Origin of the sequence: Neopusillimonas aromaticivorans (assembly GCF_030344915.1) — a bacterium.
Classification (GTDB): Bacteria; Pseudomonadota; Gammaproteobacteria; order Burkholderiales; family Burkholderiaceae_B; genus Neopusillimonas; species Neopusillimonas aromaticivorans.
In genome coordinates this window covers 915829-935602 of record NZ_CP128233.1, presented here as the reverse complement: position 1 = coordinate 935602, position 19774 = coordinate 915829, and the positions used below count along the sequence as shown (strand labels likewise).

The 19774-nt window shown below is 58.6% G+C and carries 9 protein-coding genes, 1 tRNA gene and 8 pseudogenes; 13 read left to right on the top strand and 5 right to left on the bottom strand.

What is annotated here, in order from left to right; genetic code table 11:
* Nucleotides 1-11 precede the first annotated feature (11 nt).
* The 4 genes and pseudogenes from N7E01_RS04915 to N7E01_RS04905 all read left to right on the top strand — a co-directional run bounded on the left by N7E01_RS04915 (nucleotide 12) and on the right by N7E01_RS04905 (nucleotide 5769).
* Nucleotides 12-2116, top strand: a pseudogene (locus N7E01_RS04915) (primosomal protein N').
* Nucleotides 2116-3138, top strand: coding sequence for a UvrD-helicase domain-containing protein (locus N7E01_RS19645; RefSeq protein ID WP_491565770.1), 1023 nt, complete (start codon nucleotides 2116-2118; stop codon nucleotides 3136-3138). Before N7E01_RS04915 ends, N7E01_RS19645 begins: the two are co-directional and overlap by 1 nt.
* Nucleotides 3105-4180, top strand: a pseudogene (locus N7E01_RS19640) (ATP-dependent helicase). The gene N7E01_RS19645 and the pseudogene N7E01_RS19640 overlap by 34 nt, the downstream one beginning before the upstream one ends.
* Before the next feature lie 53 nt (nucleotides 4181-4233).
* Nucleotides 4234-5769, top strand: a complete 1536-nt coding sequence (locus tag N7E01_RS04905; protein WP_289174817.1) for a 3-hydroxyacyl-CoA dehydrogenase — start codon at nucleotides 4234-4236, stop codon at nucleotides 5767-5769.
* 255 nt (nucleotides 5770-6024) lie between these two features.
* On the opposite strand, the pseudogene N7E01_RS04900 reads toward N7E01_RS04905, so the two are convergent.
* A pseudogene (locus N7E01_RS04900) lies at nucleotides 6025-6924 on the bottom strand (c-type cytochrome).
* A 153-nt stretch (nucleotides 6925-7077) separates the two neighbouring features.
* On the opposite strand from N7E01_RS04900, the gene N7E01_RS04895 reads away from it, so the two are divergent.
* A tRNA-Arg gene (locus N7E01_RS04895) sits at nucleotides 7078-7152 on the top strand.
* 83 nt (nucleotides 7153-7235) lie between these two features.
* Here N7E01_RS04895 and N7E01_RS04890 read toward each other — a convergent pair.
* On the bottom strand, nucleotides 7236-7979 hold the full coding sequence (locus tag N7E01_RS04890; RefSeq protein WP_289174816.1) for a GntR family transcriptional regulator: 744 nt from the start codon (nucleotides 7977-7979) through the stop codon (nucleotides 7236-7238).
* Between the two features lie 304 nt (nucleotides 7980-8283).
* On the opposite strand from N7E01_RS04890, the pseudogene N7E01_RS04885 reads away from it, so the two are divergent.
* The 7 genes and pseudogenes from N7E01_RS04885 to N7E01_RS04860 all read left to right on the top strand — a co-directional run bounded on the left by N7E01_RS04885 (nucleotide 8284) and on the right by N7E01_RS04860 (nucleotide 14415).
* A pseudogene (locus tag N7E01_RS04885) lies at nucleotides 8284-9620 on the top strand (Rieske 2Fe-2S domain-containing protein).
* A gap of 2 nt (nucleotides 9621-9622) precedes the next feature.
* Nucleotides 9623-11058, top strand: a pseudogene (locus tag N7E01_RS04880) (glutamine synthetase family protein).
* 125 nt (nucleotides 11059-11183) lie between these two features.
* Nucleotides 11184-12148, top strand: a pseudogene (locus tag N7E01_RS04875) (ABC transporter substrate-binding protein).
* Between the two features lie 31 nt (nucleotides 12149-12179).
* Nucleotides 12180-12344 (top strand): hypothetical protein, encoded by a 165-nt coding sequence (locus N7E01_RS18445; protein WP_350494945.1) that lies wholly within the window; start codon nucleotides 12180-12182, stop codon nucleotides 12342-12344.
* Nucleotides 12310-13694, top strand: a pseudogene (locus tag N7E01_RS18440) (amidase). The gene N7E01_RS18445 and the pseudogene N7E01_RS18440 overlap by 35 nt, the downstream one beginning before the upstream one ends.
* A complete protein-coding gene (locus N7E01_RS04865; RefSeq protein WP_289174815.1) occupies nucleotides 13691-14095 on the top strand; it encodes a type 1 glutamine amidotransferase in 405 nt (134 codons plus the stop codon). The pseudogene N7E01_RS18440 and the gene N7E01_RS04865 overlap by 4 nt, the downstream one beginning before the upstream one ends.
* Nucleotides 14062-14415 carry a hypothetical protein gene (locus N7E01_RS04860; protein ID WP_289174814.1) on the top strand — a complete coding sequence of 118 codons (354 nt, stop codon included), beginning with the start codon at nucleotides 14062-14064 and terminating at the stop codon, nucleotides 14413-14415. Before N7E01_RS04865 ends, N7E01_RS04860 begins: the two co-directional genes overlap by 34 nt.
* 44 nt (nucleotides 14416-14459) lie before the next feature.
* Here the strand turns inward: N7E01_RS04860 and acnA are convergent.
* Together acnA and gshA are read right to left on the bottom strand one after the other, a co-directional pair.
* Nucleotides 14460-17123, bottom strand: a pseudogene (gene acnA / locus N7E01_RS04855) (aconitate hydratase AcnA).
* Nucleotides 17124-17199: 76 nt separating this feature from the next.
* Nucleotides 17200-18786 (bottom strand): glutamate--cysteine ligase, encoded by a 1587-nt coding sequence (gene gshA / locus N7E01_RS04850; RefSeq protein WP_289174813.1) that lies wholly within the window; start codon nucleotides 18784-18786, stop codon nucleotides 17200-17202.
* A gap of 112 nt (nucleotides 18787-18898) precedes the next feature.
* On the opposite strand from gshA, the gene N7E01_RS04845 reads away from it, so the two are divergent.
* Nucleotides 18899-19414 carry a hypothetical protein gene (locus tag N7E01_RS04845; RefSeq protein WP_289174812.1) on the top strand — a complete coding sequence of 172 codons (516 nt, stop codon included), beginning with the start codon at nucleotides 18899-18901 and terminating at the stop codon, nucleotides 19412-19414.
* 72 nt (nucleotides 19415-19486) lie between these two features.
* Here the strand turns inward: N7E01_RS04845 and N7E01_RS04840 are convergent, their stop codons facing one another.
* Nucleotides 19487-19765: a helix-turn-helix domain-containing protein gene (locus N7E01_RS04840; protein ID WP_289174811.1), complete on the bottom strand. Its 279-nt coding sequence runs from the start codon at nucleotides 19763-19765 to the stop codon at nucleotides 19487-19489.
* Nucleotides 19766-19774: the final 9 nt, after the last annotated feature.

Below are 19774 nucleotides of genomic sequence, written 5' to 3'. Positions count from 1 at the left end.
GGCGCTTTTACGTGAACTCCCCATCGACCGGAACTGCGGCGACATCATTTGAAGGTACCCGCCATTGGCTTGGGGTAGCGCTTGATGTGCCATTGCCCGGCGTGTTCGATTACTGGTCGCCTGTGCCTGCTGCGGTCGGGCAGCGTGTCTTGGTCTCGTTTGGCCGACGTCAGATGATCGGCATGGTGGCAGAGGTTCGAGCACAGCCCGAACTACCGTTTGAGCAGGTCAGGGCTGTGGATCAGGTGCTGGCCGATTTGCCGCCCATGCCCGACGACTGGCTGCGTTTGACAGCGTTTGCGGCAAGATATTACCAGCGCCCGTTGGGTGAAGTCATGCTGCCGTCATTGCCGGTGCCATTGCGTAAGGTATCGGCGTATCTCGGCAAGGCGGCGCGTGGTGGCCCTGTTGAAAGAGCCGATCGTCGCAAGGCGAAGGCGTTAATCCATTCGCCTGCTCCCGTCGAAGCGCCGGTATTGAACGATGAACAGCAGGTGGCGGTTCAGACTATTTCGGCAGCGCAGGGTCATGCGACTTTCTTGCTGCATGGGGTAACCGGCAGCGGTAAAACCGAGGTTTACCTCGCAGCGGCAACGCAGGTGCTGGCCGCCGGTCGGCAGGTGTTGTTCATGGTGCCGGAAATCAACCTGACCCCGCAGTTCGAGCAAACCTTGCGCGCGCGACTGGCGACGGTCGTCAGCGATGATGTGCTGGCTGTATTGCACAGCGGCCTGGCTGACGGGCAACGCCTGAATGCGTGGTTACGTGTCGTGCGTGGGCAGGCTCGCGTCTTGCTGGGTACGCGTTTGTCTGTCATGACGCCAATGCCAGAATTGGGCCTCATCATTGTCGATGAAGAGCACGACACGTCGTACAAACAACAAGATGGCTTGCGTTATTCGGCGCGTGATCTGGCGGTATGGCGCGGGCGTGATGCCCGGGTGCCTGTCGTGCTGGGGTCGGCGACGCCGTCGCTTGAAAGCTGGCATAACGCCAACAAGGGGCAGTACACCCGGCTTTCGTTGACGCGTCGCGCACGTGAGGTGCAGTTGCCCAAGGTACGGCTGGTTGATACACGACGTCTTGCGATGGAGAACGGGTTTTCACCCCAGTTGCTCGAGGCGATTGGCGAGCGTCTGAAGCGCAAAGAGCAGGTGCTGGTTTTTTGAATCGCCGGGGGTATTCGCCGGTGATCAGTTGCGCTTCGTGTGGCTGGGTCAGCAACTGCCCGCGGTGTACGGCCTATACCACCTTGCACCGCATGCAGGGTCGGCGTACGCATAATCATTTGCAGTGCCACCATTGTGGCTACCATGCACCTGTTCCCCGGCGCTGTCCCGATTGCGGTGATCAGGATCTGAAGCCCATGGGCAGGGGTACCCAGCGTATTGAAGAGCACCTGGCAGAATGGTTCCCGGATGCGCGCATCTCTCGCATTGATGCGGATACCACACGCCTCAAGGGCAGTGCGGAAGCCTTGTTCGCACAGGTCCACGCCGGAGAGGTCGATATTCTGGTGGGTACCCAGATGGTGGCCAAGGGGCATGATTTTGCCCGTTTGGGGCTGGTCGGGGTGCTGAATGCCGACACTATGCTGTTCGCCCAGGATTTTCGTGCCCCCGAACGCTTGTTTGCCCAATTGATGCAGGTGGCGGGGCGTGCCGGTCGTCACACTCAGGGCGGCGAGGTCATCATTCAGACCGACTACCCCGAGCAGCCCGTGTATCAGGCCTTGCTGAAACACGATTATCAAGGGTTTGCCCGATACAGTCTTGAGGAGCGTGAGACGGTGGGCCTGCCGCCGTTTGCTTACCAGGCCTTGCTGACGGCTGAGGCGCGTGAGGTGCAGACGGCATTGTCGTTTTTGACACAGGCAGCGGCCCTGCCCGAGGCCGATCCGGCGGGGTACGCCACGGCATCGTCCGTCATGCGCTATGACCCGGTACCGCTTCGTGTGGTCCGGGTCGCCAATACCGAACGGGCCCAGTTGCTTGTCGAAAGCGACAGCCGCCCGGCTTTGCAGGTATTCTTGTCGCGATGGAGTGGTGATGTCCTGGCTCTGGCGAGTCAGCTTCGGATACGATGCCACCTCGAAGTCGATCCTCTGGAGATCTGATGACTACAGCGATATCGGGGCTGAATTTGCCCGTCGGGCATACCCTTCCGGTTGATCTGAATCCGGCCCAGCGCGAGGCTGTGTTGTATCTGAACGGCCCCTGTCTAGTGCTGGCTGGTGCAGGCAGTGGAAAAACGCGTGTCATTACCCAGAAGATTGCCTATCTGTTGCGTGAGTGCGGGTACGCGGGGCGCCAGGTCGTGGCTTTGACGTTCACCAACAAGGCCGCACGCGAAATGAGCGAGCGTATCAAGAACCTGGTCGACCGCAAGGTATCGCGCGGGCTGACGGTCAGTACGTTCCATTCGCTAGGGGTGCGTTTTTTACGCGAGGAAGCCGCCCATGTCGGGCTCAAGCCGCAGTTTTCCATTTTTGATGCCACCGATGCGCTGGCTATTATCCAGGAGTTGCTTGCGACGACGGACAAGGCGCGCTTGAAAGCGGTGCAACAGACCATTTCGCTGTGGAAAAATGCACTGGTCAGCCCCGATGATGCCGACAAGATTGCCCAAACGCCCAGTGACGGTGAAGCCGCCCGGGTTTACCGCAGCTATAACGCGACGCTGGAAGCCTACCAGGCCGTTGATTTTGATGACTTGATCCGGTTGCCGGCGCTGTTGCTGGAAAGCAATGCGGATGTGCGGCAACGCTGGCAAGCCCGGGTTCAGTATTTGCTGGTTGATGAATACCAGGACACTAATGAATGCCAGTATCGTCTGGTGCGCATGCTGACCGGCGATCGGGCGATGTTCACGGCGGTTGGTGATGATGACCAGGCCATTTATGCCTGGCGGGGTGCTACGGTACAGAATCTGGCCAAGCTGACCACCGATTACCCGAACCTGAAGCTGATCAAGCTTGAGCAAAATTACCGGTCAGTGCAGCGGGTGCTTGCTGCGGCCAACCAGGTCATCAGCCATAACCCGAACCTGTTCGAAAAGAAACTGTGGTCGGACCTGGGGTGGGCGACCCGATCCAGGTCAAGGCGATGGACTCGGAAGAAATCGAGGCCGAATCGGTAGCGTTCCGTATTTCGTCAGAGCGTGTCGAACGGCGCGCCAATTGGCGTGATTTTGCCATTTTGTATCGCAGCAACCAGCAGGCACGCATCTTTGAACAGGCGCTGCGCAATCTGCGCATACCGTACACCATTTCGGGCGGGCAAAGCTTTTTCGACAAGGTCGAGGTTCGCGACATTCTGGCGTATCTGCGCCTGATCGCCAATGATGCGGATGATCCGTCGTTCATCCGGGCCGTGACCACGCCGCGTCGCGGCATTGGTCAGGCGACCTTGCAGGCTTTGGGCGAATTCGCCTCGGCGCAGCAATTGTCGTTGTTCGACGCCATTTTCATGATTGGCTCTACAGATCGTCTCTCAACTCGTCAGCTTGAGCCGTTGCAGACCTTTGGTGAGTTCATCCAGCGCATCCGGTCCCGGGCCAGCGGTGATAACGCACGCAGTGCGCCCGATGTGCTGGATGAGCTGCTTGGTGCCATTCAGTACGAACGTTATTTGTATGACACGCTTGACGAACGGCCTGCGCAAAGCCGGTGGCAGAACGTGCTTGAGCTGACCGGCTGGCTCAAGCGCAAGGCGGTGGAAGACGAGTTGAATCTGGTGGAACTGGTGCAGCATATCGCGCTGGTGACGATGCTTGAGCGTGGCGATGATGAAGAACCCGACGCCGTTAAACTCTCGACGCTGCATGCCTCCAAAGGTTTAGAATACCCGCATGTTTTTTGGTGGGCGTGGAAGAGGGACTCTTGCCCCATCTGGGCCGTGACGATGACGATCTTGCGGCCGGCGACGATGTGCTGGCTCAGCGTATCCAGGAAGAACGTCGTCTGATGTACGTGGGTATCACCCGTGCCCGGCGCACGCTTAATCTCAGCTGGTGCAAACGGCGGCGGCGTGCGCGTGAAGATGTCGTGCGCGAGCCGTCACGGTTTATTGCTGAAATGGGTTTGCAAGATCCGGCGGCTCTTGTCGGGGCAGATCAGGGCGCGGGTCTTAGTCCGAAAGAACGTCTGGGCATGCTTAAACAGTTGCTTAACAAATCGTAGTTTTTCTTTACGCGGTCGCGGCGTGTTGCCGGCAGGCCAGGAGATGGAGTCAAATGAAAGAAATCAATACTGTAGGGATCGTCGGTGCCGGTGCCATGGGCCGAGGTATCGCACAAATCGCTGCTCAAGCCGGTATCACTGTCAAGTTGTTTGACCTTAATGCCCAGGCGATTACCGCAGCACGCGAGTCGTTGCAGCAAACCTGGGACAAACTGGCGGCCAAGGGCAAGTTGTCGGCTGATGACGCCTCTGCTGCGCTGGGGCGGGTGCACGCTTGCACTGACCTGGCCGACATGGCTGACGCCGACATGGTGGTCGAAGCTGTCATCGAGCGTCTGGATGTCAAGCGCGATTTATTCAAGCAGCTGGAGGGCATTGTGTCGGCTGACTGCATTCTGGCGTCGAACACATCGTCCCTGTCGATCACTGCGATTGCTGCCGGGTGTGACAAGCCCGGGCGTGTGGCCGGTTTCCATTTCTTCAATCCCGTACCCTTGATGAAAGTGGTCGAAATTATTGACGGTTTGCGTTCAGAGCGCGAAACCGGCGATGCCCTGATGGCCCTGGCCCGCAAAATGGGTCATAAGCCGGTGCGCGCCAAAGACATGCCCGGTTTCATTGTGAACCATGCAGGTCGTGGTCTGAACATCGAAGGCCTGCGTGCTGCACAAGAATCGGTTGCTCCGTTTTATCAGATCGATGCCATCATTCGCGAGCAAGCGGGTTTTCGTATGGGGCCGTTTGAATTGCTCGATCTGACAGCGCTCGATGTCTCGCATCCGGTCATGGAATCGATTTACCAGCAGTTCTACGACGAGCCGCGTTTTCGTCCGTCGCCGATTACTGCGGTACGTTTTGCTGGTGGTTTGCTGGGTCGTAAAACCGGCGAAGGTTTTTACCGCTATGTCGATGGTCAGAAACAGGTTCCCGAGGCGCCGATTGTGCCTGCGTTGCCTGCCAACCTGAATGTCTGGGTAGCACCTTACCATTCGGTGGGGCATAAACGTGCCTTGGCCTTGCTCAAGACGCTCAAGGTCAATGTGATTTCGTCCGAACAGCCGCCTGCCGATGCCTTGCTGGTGGTCACCCCTTATGGTGAGGATTGCGCCGGCGTGGTCAGTGCCCATCAGCTTGATGGTGAGCGTACCGTTGCGCTGGATACTTTCTTTGGTCTTGAGCAGGGCAAGCGACGGGTGGTGATGTGCTCGCTGGCTACTTTGCCGCAGTGGCGCGATGCCGCTCATGCCGTCTTCGCGTCAGACGATACGCCGGTGTCGGTTATTGATGATTCGGCCGGCTTCGTAGGCCAGCGCCTGGTGGCGGCGATTGTTAACGTGGCATGCGATATCGCCCAGCAGACCATCGCAACGCCTGAAGACATTGATCTGGCCGTGTCGCTGGGTCTGGGTTACCCGCTGGGTGGGCCGTTGAGCATGGGTGATGCCCTGGGTGCTGCGCACATTCTGGAAATTCTGCGTGCCATGCAGCGCACGACGGGTGACATGCGTTACCGTGCCAGCCTGTGGCTGCAGCGTCGTGTGCAATTGGGCGTTTCGTTGCGGACAGAGCCAGCCTGTGTTTCGGCATAAGTTCTTGCGTGGCAGCATGAGGGTTTGTGCGGCGGTAAGGCGCAGTCTATTGGCCTGACGCTTAGCCAAGTGCAAAAAATCACCCGGTTTCACTGCACCCCAGAGATTGGACGCGAATCCAGCCTTTGGGGTGTTTTTCATGGTGATTGTTTTGTGTTGCTGGTGATAAGCGCATGTACGTATACCAGGCAATAAAAAGGCTGGCGTAATGCCAGCCTTTTTGGTATGCCGCATCAGCGGCAACACGTGTGGGGATTATTGTGACTTGCTGACCATGTATTGAACAGCGGCACGGATTTCAGCGTCGCTGGCTGTGCTACCGCCGCGCGGTGGCATGACGCCTTTGCCGGAGATGGCGATTTTAACCATGGTGTCGAGGCCTGTGGCGATGAGGGTGCCCAGGCAGCCTTGTCACCCAGTTTGGGTGCACCGGCTACGCCCATGTCGTGGCAAGCAAAGCAGGCCGTTTTGTAAAGCTTTTCGCCGGCAGGGTCGATGGTTTCAGCTGAAGCGGTGGCAGCAGCAGGCGCTGCAGCGGGCGCAGCGGCAGGTGCAGCCGCCACTTTTGCCGGAGCTGCAGCAGGTGCGGGCGCGGGCGCGGGCGTTGCAGCAGCGGATTCTTTGCGGCATCGCCTTCAGCGGCGGGTTCTTTCGGTTCGTCGAACGAGCCACCGGCCTGATTGGCCATGTACACAACCGCACGGGCAATTTCGAAATCGCTGAGCGTGGGGTTACCGCCTTTTGCGGGCATGGCGTTTTTGCCGTTGATGGCATTGATCAGCATGGTGTCCATGCCGTTGGCGATGAGGGTGCCCAGGCGGCCTTGTCAGCGAATTTGGGTGCACCGGCGACACCTGCGGCGTGACAGGAGGCACAGGTGGTGTCATAAACTTGCTGGCCCGTTTTGAAAACTTTCGGTGCATTGGCATCGACCAGGGCAAAACCGGCAACGGGCTGAATGCGCGCAGCAACGGCTTCGGGCGTTTGGGCATCAGAGCCAGCGCCGACCAGATCGCTGGACACCACCAGGCGGATCAGCAAGAAAATGATAATGACGGGAACGATAAACGACAGGACAACCGTAACAATGAGCTGTTTTGGTGTCTTGATGGGACCTTCGTGGGATTCTTCAGTGTTATGTTCGGTGTTGTTCATACTCGAGTCCTGCGTATACGGGAACAAAGGCGCTTGCCTGGATCGGTAAATCAAACTAAGTGAGCGATTATAACGGGTGTAAGGGTCTAGTGCAGGCTTGTGCAGCGGGATGGCAAAAACTTTGCAATAAACGCGCTACAATAGTGGGCTGAGGCGCCTGTAGTTCAATGGATAGAATTAGAGTTTCCGAAGCTCTCGATACAGGTTCGATTCCTGTCGGGCGCGCCATCAGCCCCTTTTTCAGGCCACTCAAGGCCTCAGTTCAGCCCCGGGTGGTCTTTGCCCCCCAGCGTGGCGTACAAAAGGCTCTCTCAGGGCCGCAACAATTTCTCTGAATCGCTGACCAGCTGGAAACCGGGCAGTATCTTGGCCGCGTGTTCCGGGTCGTCCATTGCGTAGTCCAGGTTGCGGCGCGCAATTTCAACATGCTCTTCTCCCAGGGCCTGGGCACGACTGCCCTGGTGGCTTTCGATTGCCTGCACCATGGCGTGGTGTGTTCGGTGTGCCAATTTCATCCATTCGTGGCCCTCTTCTGTGGATGACTGCATGGGCAGCGTGGCACTGGCAGCGGCAAACGCCTGGCCATTCAGGGTTTCCATCATGCGCGCCAAGGCCTTGTTGGCGCAGCCTTCAATGATGGTTTCATGGAAACGGTCATTGATTTGTGCGTAACGGGTGTAGTCGTCCAGGTCCATGGTGGCTTTGAAGACCACGGCATCGCCTTCGGTCAGGCAATCATTTAATACTTTCAGTACCTGGCGCGAGGCGCCGTTTTCAGCCAGCAGGCGAGCGGCAAAGCCTTCCAGTACGCCACGCAGGCGAATGGCATCGGCCACGTCTTGCATGGTGAAGCTGCGCATCTGGTACCCGCCGCCGGGGCTGGCTTCGATCAGGCCTTCGTGCTCCAGCGTTACCAGGGCCTGCCGGATGGGTGTGCGTGACGTTGCCAGGCGCTCTGCCAGTGGGATTTCGGCCAGGCGTTCGCCGGGGGCAAACGTGCCATTGAGAATCAGGCCGCGCAATTGAACCAGAACACGGGATTGTTGCGTTGTCATGAGGGTGTCCGAAAGGTGGAGAAGTGATTGTATACAGCTATATCCAACCCGCACACAAGGTCTTGTATGCAATGGCGTGCCTGGTCGCTGGTTTTTACGATGATCACGTCGCTATTTTTCTTTTCATGATTGCGGAACAGCTTTCTTTTCTTGAGCTTGTATTTTATTAACTATATGATTTTATTTTAATAAAAATAATTTTTTGAATTGATTGAGGTGCGTTTAAGGGTAAACGCTGATTTTTACTCTGGAGCGAGTCATTGTATACATATGTATTCAATGATCAATACCCAAGGATTCAGCCATGCTTACCCAGGAACAGAATGATTTCATCACCCGTGTCGGTCCGGGGGCTCCGGCAGGCCAGCTGCTGCGTCGTTACTGGCAGCCGGTCGCTTTGGCCGACGAGCTCGAAGGGCCGCGTCCCGTCCGCCCCGTCAAATTGATGGGGCAAAACTTTGTCCTCTTTCGTGATGAAAATGGTGAGTTGGGCTTCATGGATCGCGACTGTGCGCACCGTGGGGCTGATCTGGCGTATGGCCGCATTGAAGACGGCGGCCTGCGTTGCCCGTTTCATGGCTGGTTGTTCAGTGTCAACGGTGATTGTCTTGAAACCCCCGCCGAGCCGGAAGGCAGCAAGCTGCATTTGCGCTACAAGCAACGTTCGTATCCGGTCGTGCTGCGCAGCGGCATTGTGTTTGCCTACATTGGCGAAGGCGAGCCGCCGGCATTCCCCGAGTTTGACTGTTTTGTTGCACCCGACACGCACACCTTCGCGTTCAAGGGCTTGATTGAATGCAACTGGTTGCAGGCCCTTGAGGTCGGGATTGATCCGGCTCATGCCTCGTATCTGCATCGTTTCTTTGAAGATGAGGACACTTCCGAAAGTTACGGCAAGCAGTTCCGTGGCGCATCGGCTGATTCCGACATGCCCATCACCCGTGTCTTGCGCGAATACGACCGGCCCGATATTGCGGTGGATGCCACCGATTACGGCCTGCGCCTGACCACCCTGCGCAAGTTGCCGGAGCAGCAAACCCACGTTCGCGTTACCAACGTGGTGTTTCCGCAGGCGTTCGTGATTCCGATGAGCGCGGAAATGACGATTTCGCAGTGGCATGTGCCGGTGGATGACTATAACTGTTATTGGTACGCCATTTTCACCAGCTTTACCGGCCCGGTTGACAAGAAACGCATGCGCGAGCAACGGCTTGAACTTTACGAGCTGCCCGATTACGTGTCACGCAAGAACAAACGCAACAATTACGGCTACAACATCGACGAGCAGAACACCCAAACCTATACCGGCATGGGCTTTGACATCAATGTGCACGATCAGTGGGCGATTGAGTCGCAAGGGGCCATTCAGGATCGCACCCGCGAGCATCTGGGTACGACCGACAAGGGTATCGTGGCGTATCGTCGCCAGTTGGTCAAAGCCATTGAAAGTACGCTTGAGGGGGCAGCGCACCCATGCTGATCCATGCTGATCAGGCATCGCAGTTCAGCGGTCCGCCTTCAATTGATGGTATTGAAAAAGCCGGGGTTTCGCCGGTTCAGTACTGGCAGGAAGCGGATCTTGCCCGTCGTCAGGCCAGCAGTTGGGCTGCTGCCCGTGTTGCGCCCAAAGTCGGGGGCTGATCATGGCAAGTTTTGTCGAGCGGCACGGGCTCTGGACAAGCGATCAGCAGGCGCAGGTCGCCGAATTGATTGCCCGTATTGATGCCGGCGAAATAGAAACACTGCGCTTTGCCTTTCCTGATCAACATGGCATTTTGCGGGGTAAAACCCTGGTGGCGTCTGAGGCCAAAGGGGCCTTGTTTGACGGGGTGAATCTGACCTCAACCTTGTTGCTGAAAGACACGTCGCACAAGACTGTGTTCCCGGTGTTCAACAGCGGCGGGTTCCAGATTGCCGGCTTGCAAGGGGCGTCTGACTTTACGATTGTGGCCGACCCGGCCACGTTCCGGATCTTGCCCTGGGCCCATAAAACCGGCTGGGTCTTGTGTGATGGTTATGGCACCGATGGTCAGCCATCGCCGGTGTCGTCTCGCCAGATCATGGCCCGCGCCGTGCGCGAACTTGATGAGCAGGGCTACGATTTTGTGGCTGGTCTTGAGGTCGAGTTTCATGTGTTCAAGATGGATGATCCGAATCTGCGCCTGACCGATTCGGGTCAGCCGGGAACGCCGCCGTCGGTGTCCTTGCTGTCGCACGGTGCGCAGTACCTGACCGAGCTGCGTTATGACCGCGTCGATCACCTGATGGAATTGTTGCGAACCCAGTTGCAGGCTCTGGGTGTACCGTTGCGTTCGCTGGAAATCGAATTTGGCCCCAGCCAGTTTGAGTTGACGTTCAGCCCGACGGTAGGGGTGGCACCGGCAGATCTGATGATCCTGATTCGTAGCGCCATCAAGCAAATCTGCCAGCGTGCCGGCTATCACGCCACCTTCATGTGCCGGCCCCGTATCCCGAATGTGATGTCCAGCGGTTGGCATTTGCATCAGTCGTTGAAGCGCAAGGCCGATGGCGTCAATGCCTTCATGCCGACCGATGCAGACCAGACGCTCAGCCCCTAGGCATGCACTATCTGGCTGGTTTGAAGGACCATGCTTGCGGTGCTGCATTGCTGGCTAGCCCGACCATCAATGGGTACCGGCGCTACCGCCCGTTTTCGTTGGCACCCGATCGGGCGGCCTGGGCGCGTGATAATCGTGCTGCCATGCTGCGGGTGCTGGGTGGTCCGGGGCAGACTGCGTCGCGTATCGAAAATCGGGTCGGTGAGCCCACGGCCAACCCTTACTTATATATGGCCTCGCAAATTTTCTCGGGGCTGGATGGGATCGCCCGTCGGCTGGATCCGGGCCCGTCGGCTGATGTGCCCTATGAAACCGAGGCCCAGGCGTTGCCGAGATCACTGCCTGATGCACTGCAGTGTCTGCGTCAGGATTCGTACCTGGTCAAGAAGCTCGGCCAGGGTTTTGTCGATTATTACTGTTTTATCAAGGAAGCGGAAATCGCCCGTTTCAATCTGGAAGTGACCGAGTGGGAACACCGGGAATATTTCGACATGTTCTAGGCTGGGGCTGGCCGCCAGGGCAAGACTTGCAGTGCTCCTGTTGGGGCCGACCGTAAGGCCATGGCAAGCGCCGGCTACTGGCCTGGTAATGTCGTTGGCCTGATTTGAAAACAAAAGGAAGCATTATGAAAAACTGGTTCACCTCGGGGCTTTGTGCAGCAGCACTGGCAAGCAGCCTGGTCGTCGGCAGTGTGTCGGCACAAGAGGTTGTGAAAATCGGCATGGTCGTCGAAATGACCGGGCCGTTTGCCGAGTTCGGGCGGCAGATGAAGGCAGGTATCGAGGCCTGGCAAAAGCAGCATGGCGATACCGTGGATGGTCGTCGCGTTGAGGTGATTTACAAAGATGTGGGCGGCCCTGCGCCCGAAGTGGCCAAGCGCCTGGCTCAGGAATTGATCGTACAGGACAAGGTATCGATCCTGGCAGGGTTCGGTTTTACGCCCAATGCCATGGCGGTTGCCCCTCTGGCGACCCAGGCCAGGGTGCCGATGGTGGTCATGAATGCCGCCTCGGCCCAGCTGACATCGCGTTCGCCCTACATGGTGCGCACCTCGTTCGGTTACGACACCATGGTGCCCCCATTGCTCAGTGGGCCCTTGAGCAGGGGCACAAGAAAGCCTACATGATCGTGGCCGACTATGCGCCCGGTCACGATGCCGAAAAGGCCTTCAAGCAGGCGTACGAGCAGGCCGGTGGCGAAATTATCGGTAATGTTCGCGTGCCCTTGATGACGGTTGACTTTGCTCCGTATTTGCAGCGCGTCAAAGACGCACAGCCTGATGTCTTGTTTGCCTTTGTCAACGCGGGGAATGTGGCGCCGGCGCTGTTCAAGGATTTCAAGACCAAAGGGCTGGATGAGGCCGGTATCAAGCTGATCGGTACCGGTGACATTGTGTATGAGTCCATTCTTGACGTGATTGGTGACAACGGTCTGGGAGCGACAACGGTGTACCCGTATTCCATGCAGCATCCGTCTGACCTGAACCGTACCTATATCCAGAAATTTCAAGAGGCCTTGGGGGCTAAAGAGCGCCCCACCATCATGAGCGTATCGGCTTACGATGGTATGGCCTTGATTTACGGGGGCTGAAAAAGCCGGGCCTGGCGCCGATGGCAAAGCCTTGCTTGAGGCATTCAAAGGCCTGTCATTTGAAAGCCCGCGCGGCCCGGTTTCAATTGATCCTGAAACCCGCGATATTGTGCAGAACCAGTATATTCGTCGTCTCGAGCGTGTTGACGGCGAGCTGATGAATGTCGAGTTCAAAACGTATGACGCCTCGCGTTGATCGTCTGTCGCGTCAGGTGCAGGCGTACCTTACCGGCGCGTTGTCACCGGTAGCGGTGCTGGAAGCGTTGCTGTCGGCAATTGAATCGGACATGACCGATATCAACGCCTTTTGCTGGCTTGATGCAGATCACGCCCTGCAGCAGGCGCAGGACTCTGCAGCGCGCTATCGGGCCGGGCGGCCGCTGGGGCCGCTGGACGGGGTGCCGGTATCCGTGAAGGATCTGGTCGCCGTACAGGGCTGGCCAACGCGGCGGGGCTCGCAAACGTCAGCCGACGACCCGGTGGCGGCAGTCGATGCGCCCTCGGTTGCCTTGATGCGTCAGGCGGGCTGCGTAGTGTTTGGCAAAACGACCACCACCGAGTTTGGCTGGACGATCGGTTCGACCAATCCGCACAGTGGCGTTACGCGCAATCCGCGTTCGCCTGAACATTCAGCAGGGGCTCCAGCAGTGGTGCTGCCGCGCAGATTGCGGCGGGCTGGGGGCATGTGGCATTGGGCAGCGATGCCGGCGGTTCGGTTCGTATCCCGGCGTCATGGTGCGGGGTGGTGGGGTTCAAACCTACGTTCGGGGCGATTCCGCTGGCGCCCCAAAGCGCGTTTGCCGAGTTTGCGCATCTGGGGTTGCTTGCAGCGTCGGTGGCCGATTGTGCCTGGGCCTTCCCGGCCTTATCGGGCGCGCATCGGCTGGATCCTTCCTCGTTGTACGGGCGCGCGCAGGCGACCCTGCCGGGTCAGTGCCTGCGCATCGGCTGGGCAGACCAGATGGATGCCAACGATGTGGTTGACCCCGAAATTAATACGGCATTTCGGGCTTTGGTGCATCGGCTCGAAGTGGCGGGTTATGCGGTGCAGCCGGTGGCGTTGTGCGCAGACGGCCTGGCCGACGCCATGTGGCAAACCTGGCTGTCGCGAATTCATGAGTCGTTTATTGATTGGCCATCCGCGCAGCGTGCAGGGCTTGATCCGCGTCTGCAAGGGGTCTTTGGCCTGGGAGCCGGGCAATGTGCAGAAGATCTGGTGCGCAGCCGCGCTGTTTTACGGCAATACGCCACGCGTCTGGCCAGGGTATTCAATGACATTGATGTCTTGCTGACGCCGTCCACGTCACGCGTTGCGCCCCTGCTCGATAGCCCGGTTCCGGCCACGCCACAGGCGGAAAACTGGTTCAGCGCCAACAGTTTTTCATTTCCCTTTAACGTCACCCAACAGCCGGCGTTGTCGATGCCATTGGGCGTTAACCTGCACGGCTTGCCCTTCGGGCTTCAGGTGGTGGGGCGTCGCTATGCCGACGAACAAGTGTTAAGGTTTGCGGCCGAACTTGAATCACAATTTTTGCAGCACGCATGAAACCTGTCGCGATTTTCCAGCATACCGATATTGGCCGCCCGGGCTCGGTAACCAGCATTATTGACGCCCTGGGTTTGCCTCATACCCTCATTGAAATTTACAAGGGGCACGCCATACCCGAGCAGCCCGATGCCTTCAGCGGGTTGATTTTCATGGGTGGCCCGATGGGGGCCAACGACGACCATGACTGGCTTGAGCACGAGCGGGCACTGATCCGGCGGGCCGACGCGCAAGATATTCCGGTAGCCGGTCATTGTCTGGGGGCGCAGCAATTGGCCAAAGCCCTGGGGGCTTGCGTACGTCGCAACCATCGGGCAGAGATCGGCTGGCAACCGATTGTTGTCGATGCCCACCCGGTTGCGCACGAATGGTGGGGGCCGGGCCAGATACCTCATTACTGACGTTTCAGTGGCATGGTGACACCTTCGATCTGCCCCAGCAGGCATGCCGCATTGCCACGGGTCCACATTGTGTCAATCAGGCGTTTGTGGTGCGTGACCTGCATATCGGCATGCAGTCTCATTTTGAAATGACCCCGGATCTGGTTCGCGATTATTACGAACGCAATGGCGGTTTCTTGCGCCGCGAACATGCGGCCGGCAACCCTGCCGTGACCTCGGTGGAAGAAACGCTGGCCAATCTGGAAGCCCGCACGGCCGAATTGAAGACGGTGCTTGAGCGGGTGTATGCCCGTTGGGCCCAGGGGTTAAAAACGGGTTGAGCGCCGGCGGCCGACGCGGTGCGGCCGCCAATGTCACGGTTAACTCAAGCCGGGTTCAGCAAATTGCGCAGGACATACTGCATGATGCCGCCATGCCGGTAATACTGGGCCTCGCTGGGCGTATCAATGCGTACTACCGCCTCAAAACTGATGGCGCCGGCTGTGACCCTGACCCGGTCAGGTATGGCTCCCGTATTCAAGGCTTCGACGCCGGTAATCGAAAAGATTTCTTCGCCCGTCAGCCCCAGCGATTGCACCGACTCCCCGGCCGGGAATTGCAGGGGCAGCACGCCCATGCCCAGCAGGTTGGAGCGATGGATGCGTTCATACGATTCGGCAATCACCGCGCGTACCCCCAGCAAAACAGTGCCTTTGGCCGCCCAATCGCGTGATGACCCTGACCCGTATTCTTTGCCGGCCAGAATCACCAGGGGATGCCGGCCTGGGCGTAATGGGTGGACGCGTTATAAATGGTGGTGACTGGCGCTCCTGGCCGGGTGAAGTCGCGGGTGAAGCCGCCCTCGGTGCCCGGCGCCAGTTGGTTGCGCAGCCGTACGTTGGCGAAGGTGCCGCGAATCATCACTTCGTGATTGCCGCGACGTGAACCGTATGAGTTGAAGTCGGCAGGCGCAATACCGTGTTCCATCAGGTAGGCCGCAGCCGGTGATGTTTTGGCGATGGAGCCGGCCGGGCTGATGTGGTCGGTAGTGACCGAGTCGCCCAGCAGGGCCAGTACTCGGGCGCCTGCAATGTCGGAGACCGGCCCAGGCTGGCGGGGCATGTCGGCAAAGTACGGGGGCTTGCGCACATAGGTGGAACCATCGTCCCACTGGAAAAGTTGCCCTTTGGGTGTAGGCAGGCTTTGCCAGCGGGCATCGCCGGCAAACACGTTGGCATATCCGGCGGTGAACATGTCGGTTGAGATGGTGGCGTCAATAACGGCCTGTACTTCGGCAGTGGATGGCCACAGGTCTTTCAGGTAGACCTCGTTACCGTCGGAGCCCTTGCCCAGGGGTTCGTTGTACAGATCAATGTTCATGGTGCCGGCCAGCGCGTAAGCGACTACCAGTGGCGGCGACATCAGGTAGTTCATTTTCACTTCGGGGTGGATGCGGCCTTCGAAGTTGCGGTTGCCCGACAAGACGGACACCACGGTCAGGTCGTGCTCGTGAATGGCCTGGCTGACTTCCGGGATCAATGGCCCGGAGTTGCCGATGCAGGTGGTGCAGCCATAGCCGACCAGGTTGAAGCCCAGGGCATCCATGTAGGGGTCAGCCCGGCACGTTCGTAGTAATCGGTGACGACGCGCGACCCGGGGGCCAGGCTGGTCTTGACCCAGGGTTTGCGCGACAGGCCTTTTTCGACCGCCTTTTTGGCCAGCAGCGCGGCGGCGATCATCACGGCCGGGTTCGAGGTGTTGGTGCACGACGTGATGGCAGCGATGACCACGGCCCCATGGTCAGGCAGGCCGGGCGAGGCGGGTTTGCCATGGCTGGCTTTGGCGCCCAGGTAAGAGGGTAGCGCAGACTCAAAGGCATGCTTGGCGGCGGTCAGGGCAATATGGTCTTGCGGGCGCTTTGGCCCGGCAATCGAGGGCACGACGGTGCCCAGGTCAAGCTCAAGGCGTTCTGAATAGCGGGGTTCGGCGGCCGGGTCGTGCCACAGACCCCGGGCCTGGGCATACGCTTTGACCAGGTCAATCTGGGCCTGCGGGCGGCCGGTTAGCGCCATGTAGCGCAGGGTTTCGTCATCGATCGGGAAAATGGCAACGGTTGAGCCGTATTCCGGGCTCATGTTGCCAATGGTGGCCCGGTTGGCCAGCGGCACAGCCGATACACCGGGGCCGTAGAATTCGACAAACTTGCCGACCACCCCATGCTTGCGCAGCATGTCGGTGATGGTCAGAACCAGGTCAGTGGCGGTAGTGCCTTCAGGCAGGGCCCCCGTCAGTTTGAAGCCCACCACTTTCGGGATGAGCATGGAAATCGGCTGACCCAGCATGGCCGCCTCGGCTTCAATACCGCCAACCCCCAGGCGACAATGCCCAGGCCGTTAACCATGGGGGTGTGGGAATCGGTGCCCACGCAGGTATCGGGGTAGGCCTGTTTGACGCCGTTGCTGTCTTTGGTGAAGACCACGCGCGACAGGTGTTCAAGGTTGACCTGGTGGACAATGCCCGTGCCCGGTGGCACGACCTTGAAGTTCTCAAATGCTTCCTGGCCCCAGCGCAGGAACTGGTAGCGTTCTACGTTACGCTGGTATTCGATGTCGACGTTTTGTGCGAAGGCGGTTTTTTGCCCGAATACATCGACAATGACCGAGTGGTCGATAACCAGCTCAACCGGGGCCAGAGGGTTGATTCTGGCCGGGTCGCCACCCAGTGCCTGTACGGCTTCCCGCATGGTGGCCAGATCAACCACGGCGGGTACACCGGTGAAGTCTTGCAGCACGACGCGGGCAGGGGTAAAGGCGATCTCTTTATCGGGTTCTGCCGCCGGGTTCCAGCCAGCCAACGCACGGATGTCGTCGGCGGTAACGTCGGCGCCATCTTCGGTGCGCAGCAGGTTTTCAAGCAGTATTTTCAGGCTGTAGGGCAGGCTGGCAACGTCAAGCCCCTGGCCTTTTACCGCATCAAGCCGGTAGATTTCGTACGATTCGTTGCCGACGGGCAGGGTATGGCGGGCGCCAAAACTGTTGATGGTGCTCATGACGTGTCTCCGGGTAAGTTAACCAGGTTGCGGTTAGGCAGCGTGTGGTTATCTTACCCTTGCATGCCTGGGCGGGCTACCTTGTATTTGACCAGGCCACGACAGGCTCGGCCAGCGCTTCGTGGTAGCGGGTTACATAGTCATCGAAGGATTCCGTATCGCTGTTTTCAATTTCGACCTGGTCGGCCAATGACTCTGCCGCCAGATGCTGGAAGCGCGTCAGTGTTTCGGCCGGCAGGGGTTGCGCCAGTAACGCCTGATGATGGGCCTGGCTTTGCTGCAGGGTGAAGGCGTGAAAGCTTTGCCCGGTGTCTTTCAGCTGCTCCAGCAGCTGCGCAGAAGGCGTCTGGCTTATATCATGGACTTTGGCCTGTTGCACCGCCAGGGCGCGTGCGTGCATGTCAGTGTTATAGGCCAGGTCAAGCAGTTCGGCATAGGGCGCGATGCGTTCAACCAGTTCTTGCCCCCAGTCGCGCAGACTGACAGGCTGATTCTGCCGCACCAGCATCAGGCCAGGTTCACGACCGCGCTTGGCAACCACGCCGAAGTTATCGCTGCTGTCACGGCAAAAACCGTTGTTGGCGAACATGGGGCTGTCTTCGGCCGCACAGAACAGCAGGAAGGCATCCATGAAGGCACTGGTGGTTTCCGGGATGCCGATCGGGCAGAACGGGTCGATATCCAGACAGCGCACTTCAATGTATTGGATGCCGCGTGCCGCCAAGGCCGTCGATGGCCGCTCGCCGCGTTCGACGGTGCGTTTGGGACGTATGCTGGAGTAATACTCGTTTTCGATTTGCAGCAGGTTGGTATTGAGCTGTATCCATTCGCCGTTGCGATGGGTGCCAATGGCTTCGTAGGCGGGGAAGGGTGTAGTCACCGCCCCATGCAGACGCTTCAGGAAGGTTTCAATGTCGTTGTAGCAAAGTTCCAGTTCCGACTGGGCCTTGTTGTTGTAACCCAGGTCGCTCATGCGCAGGCTGGTGGCATGGGGCAGGTACAGGGTATCGTCATCGAAGCGTTCCAGCTGGTGCGACTGGCCTTTGACGAAGCTGGTGGAAATGGCGGGTGAGGCACCGAACAGATACATCAGTAGCCAGGAGTAACGGGTGAAGTTGCGGATCAGGGCCATATAGCCCAGCGAGCGCTGTTCTTCAATGCGGTTTCCGCCGGTGTCCAGCAATGACCAGACCGCGTCGGGCAACGAGAAGTTGTAATGTACTCCGGCGATGCATTGCATGGCCTTGCCGTAGCGTTCGGCCAGGCCGCGCCGGTACACATGCTTGAGCATGCCGGTATTTGATGTGCCATACCAGCCGATGGGGATATCGGCTTCGCCGGGCAAAATGGCCGGCATGGACTGGTTCCAGATGATTTCGTTGTCAAGCTGGCTGGCGACAAACCGGTGGATGTCGGTCAGCTCACCACGCAGTGTCTCAATGTTGCCGTGCGTGCCGGTGATCAGCTCGAGCAGGGCTTCAGAGTAGTCGGTGGTGATTTTTGGGTGGGTCAGGGCGCTGCCCAGTTTGACGGGGTGGGGTGTGCGTGCCAGATTGCCGTCAGGGTCAACCCGCAGGCCTTCTTTTTCGATGCCGCGCAAAATACCTTTGAGTACCTGGGCTTCAGGGCGCAGAAGCGAGTGTCGTTCAGGGCGTTGGTTCATGCAGAGAGTCTTCTTTTAAAGGCCGTTTGGCTGCGGATTTTACCCGAGCACTTACAATAGGGCCTGTAACTGGTTTCCGGTGGTATACCGGGTTTGTTTCGGGGGTAGTGTAGTGCGTTTTCGTTCGGTTGCTGCAGTTCTGCTGATGGTTTTGCTGGCGGCCTGTTCGCCCGATTACAACTGGCGCGAGGTTTCACTGGCCGATGGGCAGGTGGTGGCCATATTCCCCGACAAGCCACGTGAGCAAACCAAAACCTTGCCGTTTGCGGGCCATGACATTCCGTTTACCTTGAGCGGTACAGTGCTCAATGACACGGTATTTGCCGTGGGTCATGCCCCGTTGCCACCCGAGGTCGGCCAAGATGCCGAACAACGCACCTTGATGTATCGCCAGATCGTCCAGTCGTTTTATGGCAATTTTGGCCTGACCCCGCCCGAAGCATTGCCCGAGCCTGGCACCCGTTTCAGTATTGAAGGCCAGGGCCCTAAAGGCCTGTTGCGGCTGGAAGGGGTGGTTTGGATGCATTCCGGCTCGGTAACTGAAGGGCTGGTCACGGCGCCTGCCGGGTCGTTTCCGCAGGCTCAGGCCGATGAATTTTTAAGGGCCATCAAGGCGCCGGGCGGCTGATGGGTGGTGAGGCGAACCATGCTTTTCAGGACGGGGCTGGTCCTGGTGCCAGGGTTTCTTTCGTTGGCGAACTCATGCGGCTTCCAGTCGCGATGTGACGTCAGCCACTTGGTGCGCCATGGGCTTGGGCGTGTCGGGCAGGTAGCCTGCCACCAGCGCCAGTGCAATGGCGGCCTGACGCCCATGCACATCCATTTTCAGGCAGGCATTGGCAATATGGTAGTTGGCGGTTCGTTCTGAACACCCGACAATGTTGCCGATTTCCCAACTGGTCTTGCCTTTTGATGCCCAAAAAAGACATTCGGTTTCACGGCGGGTTAACGGACTGATGGCGGGGATTGGTGCAGTCATTATTGTTGT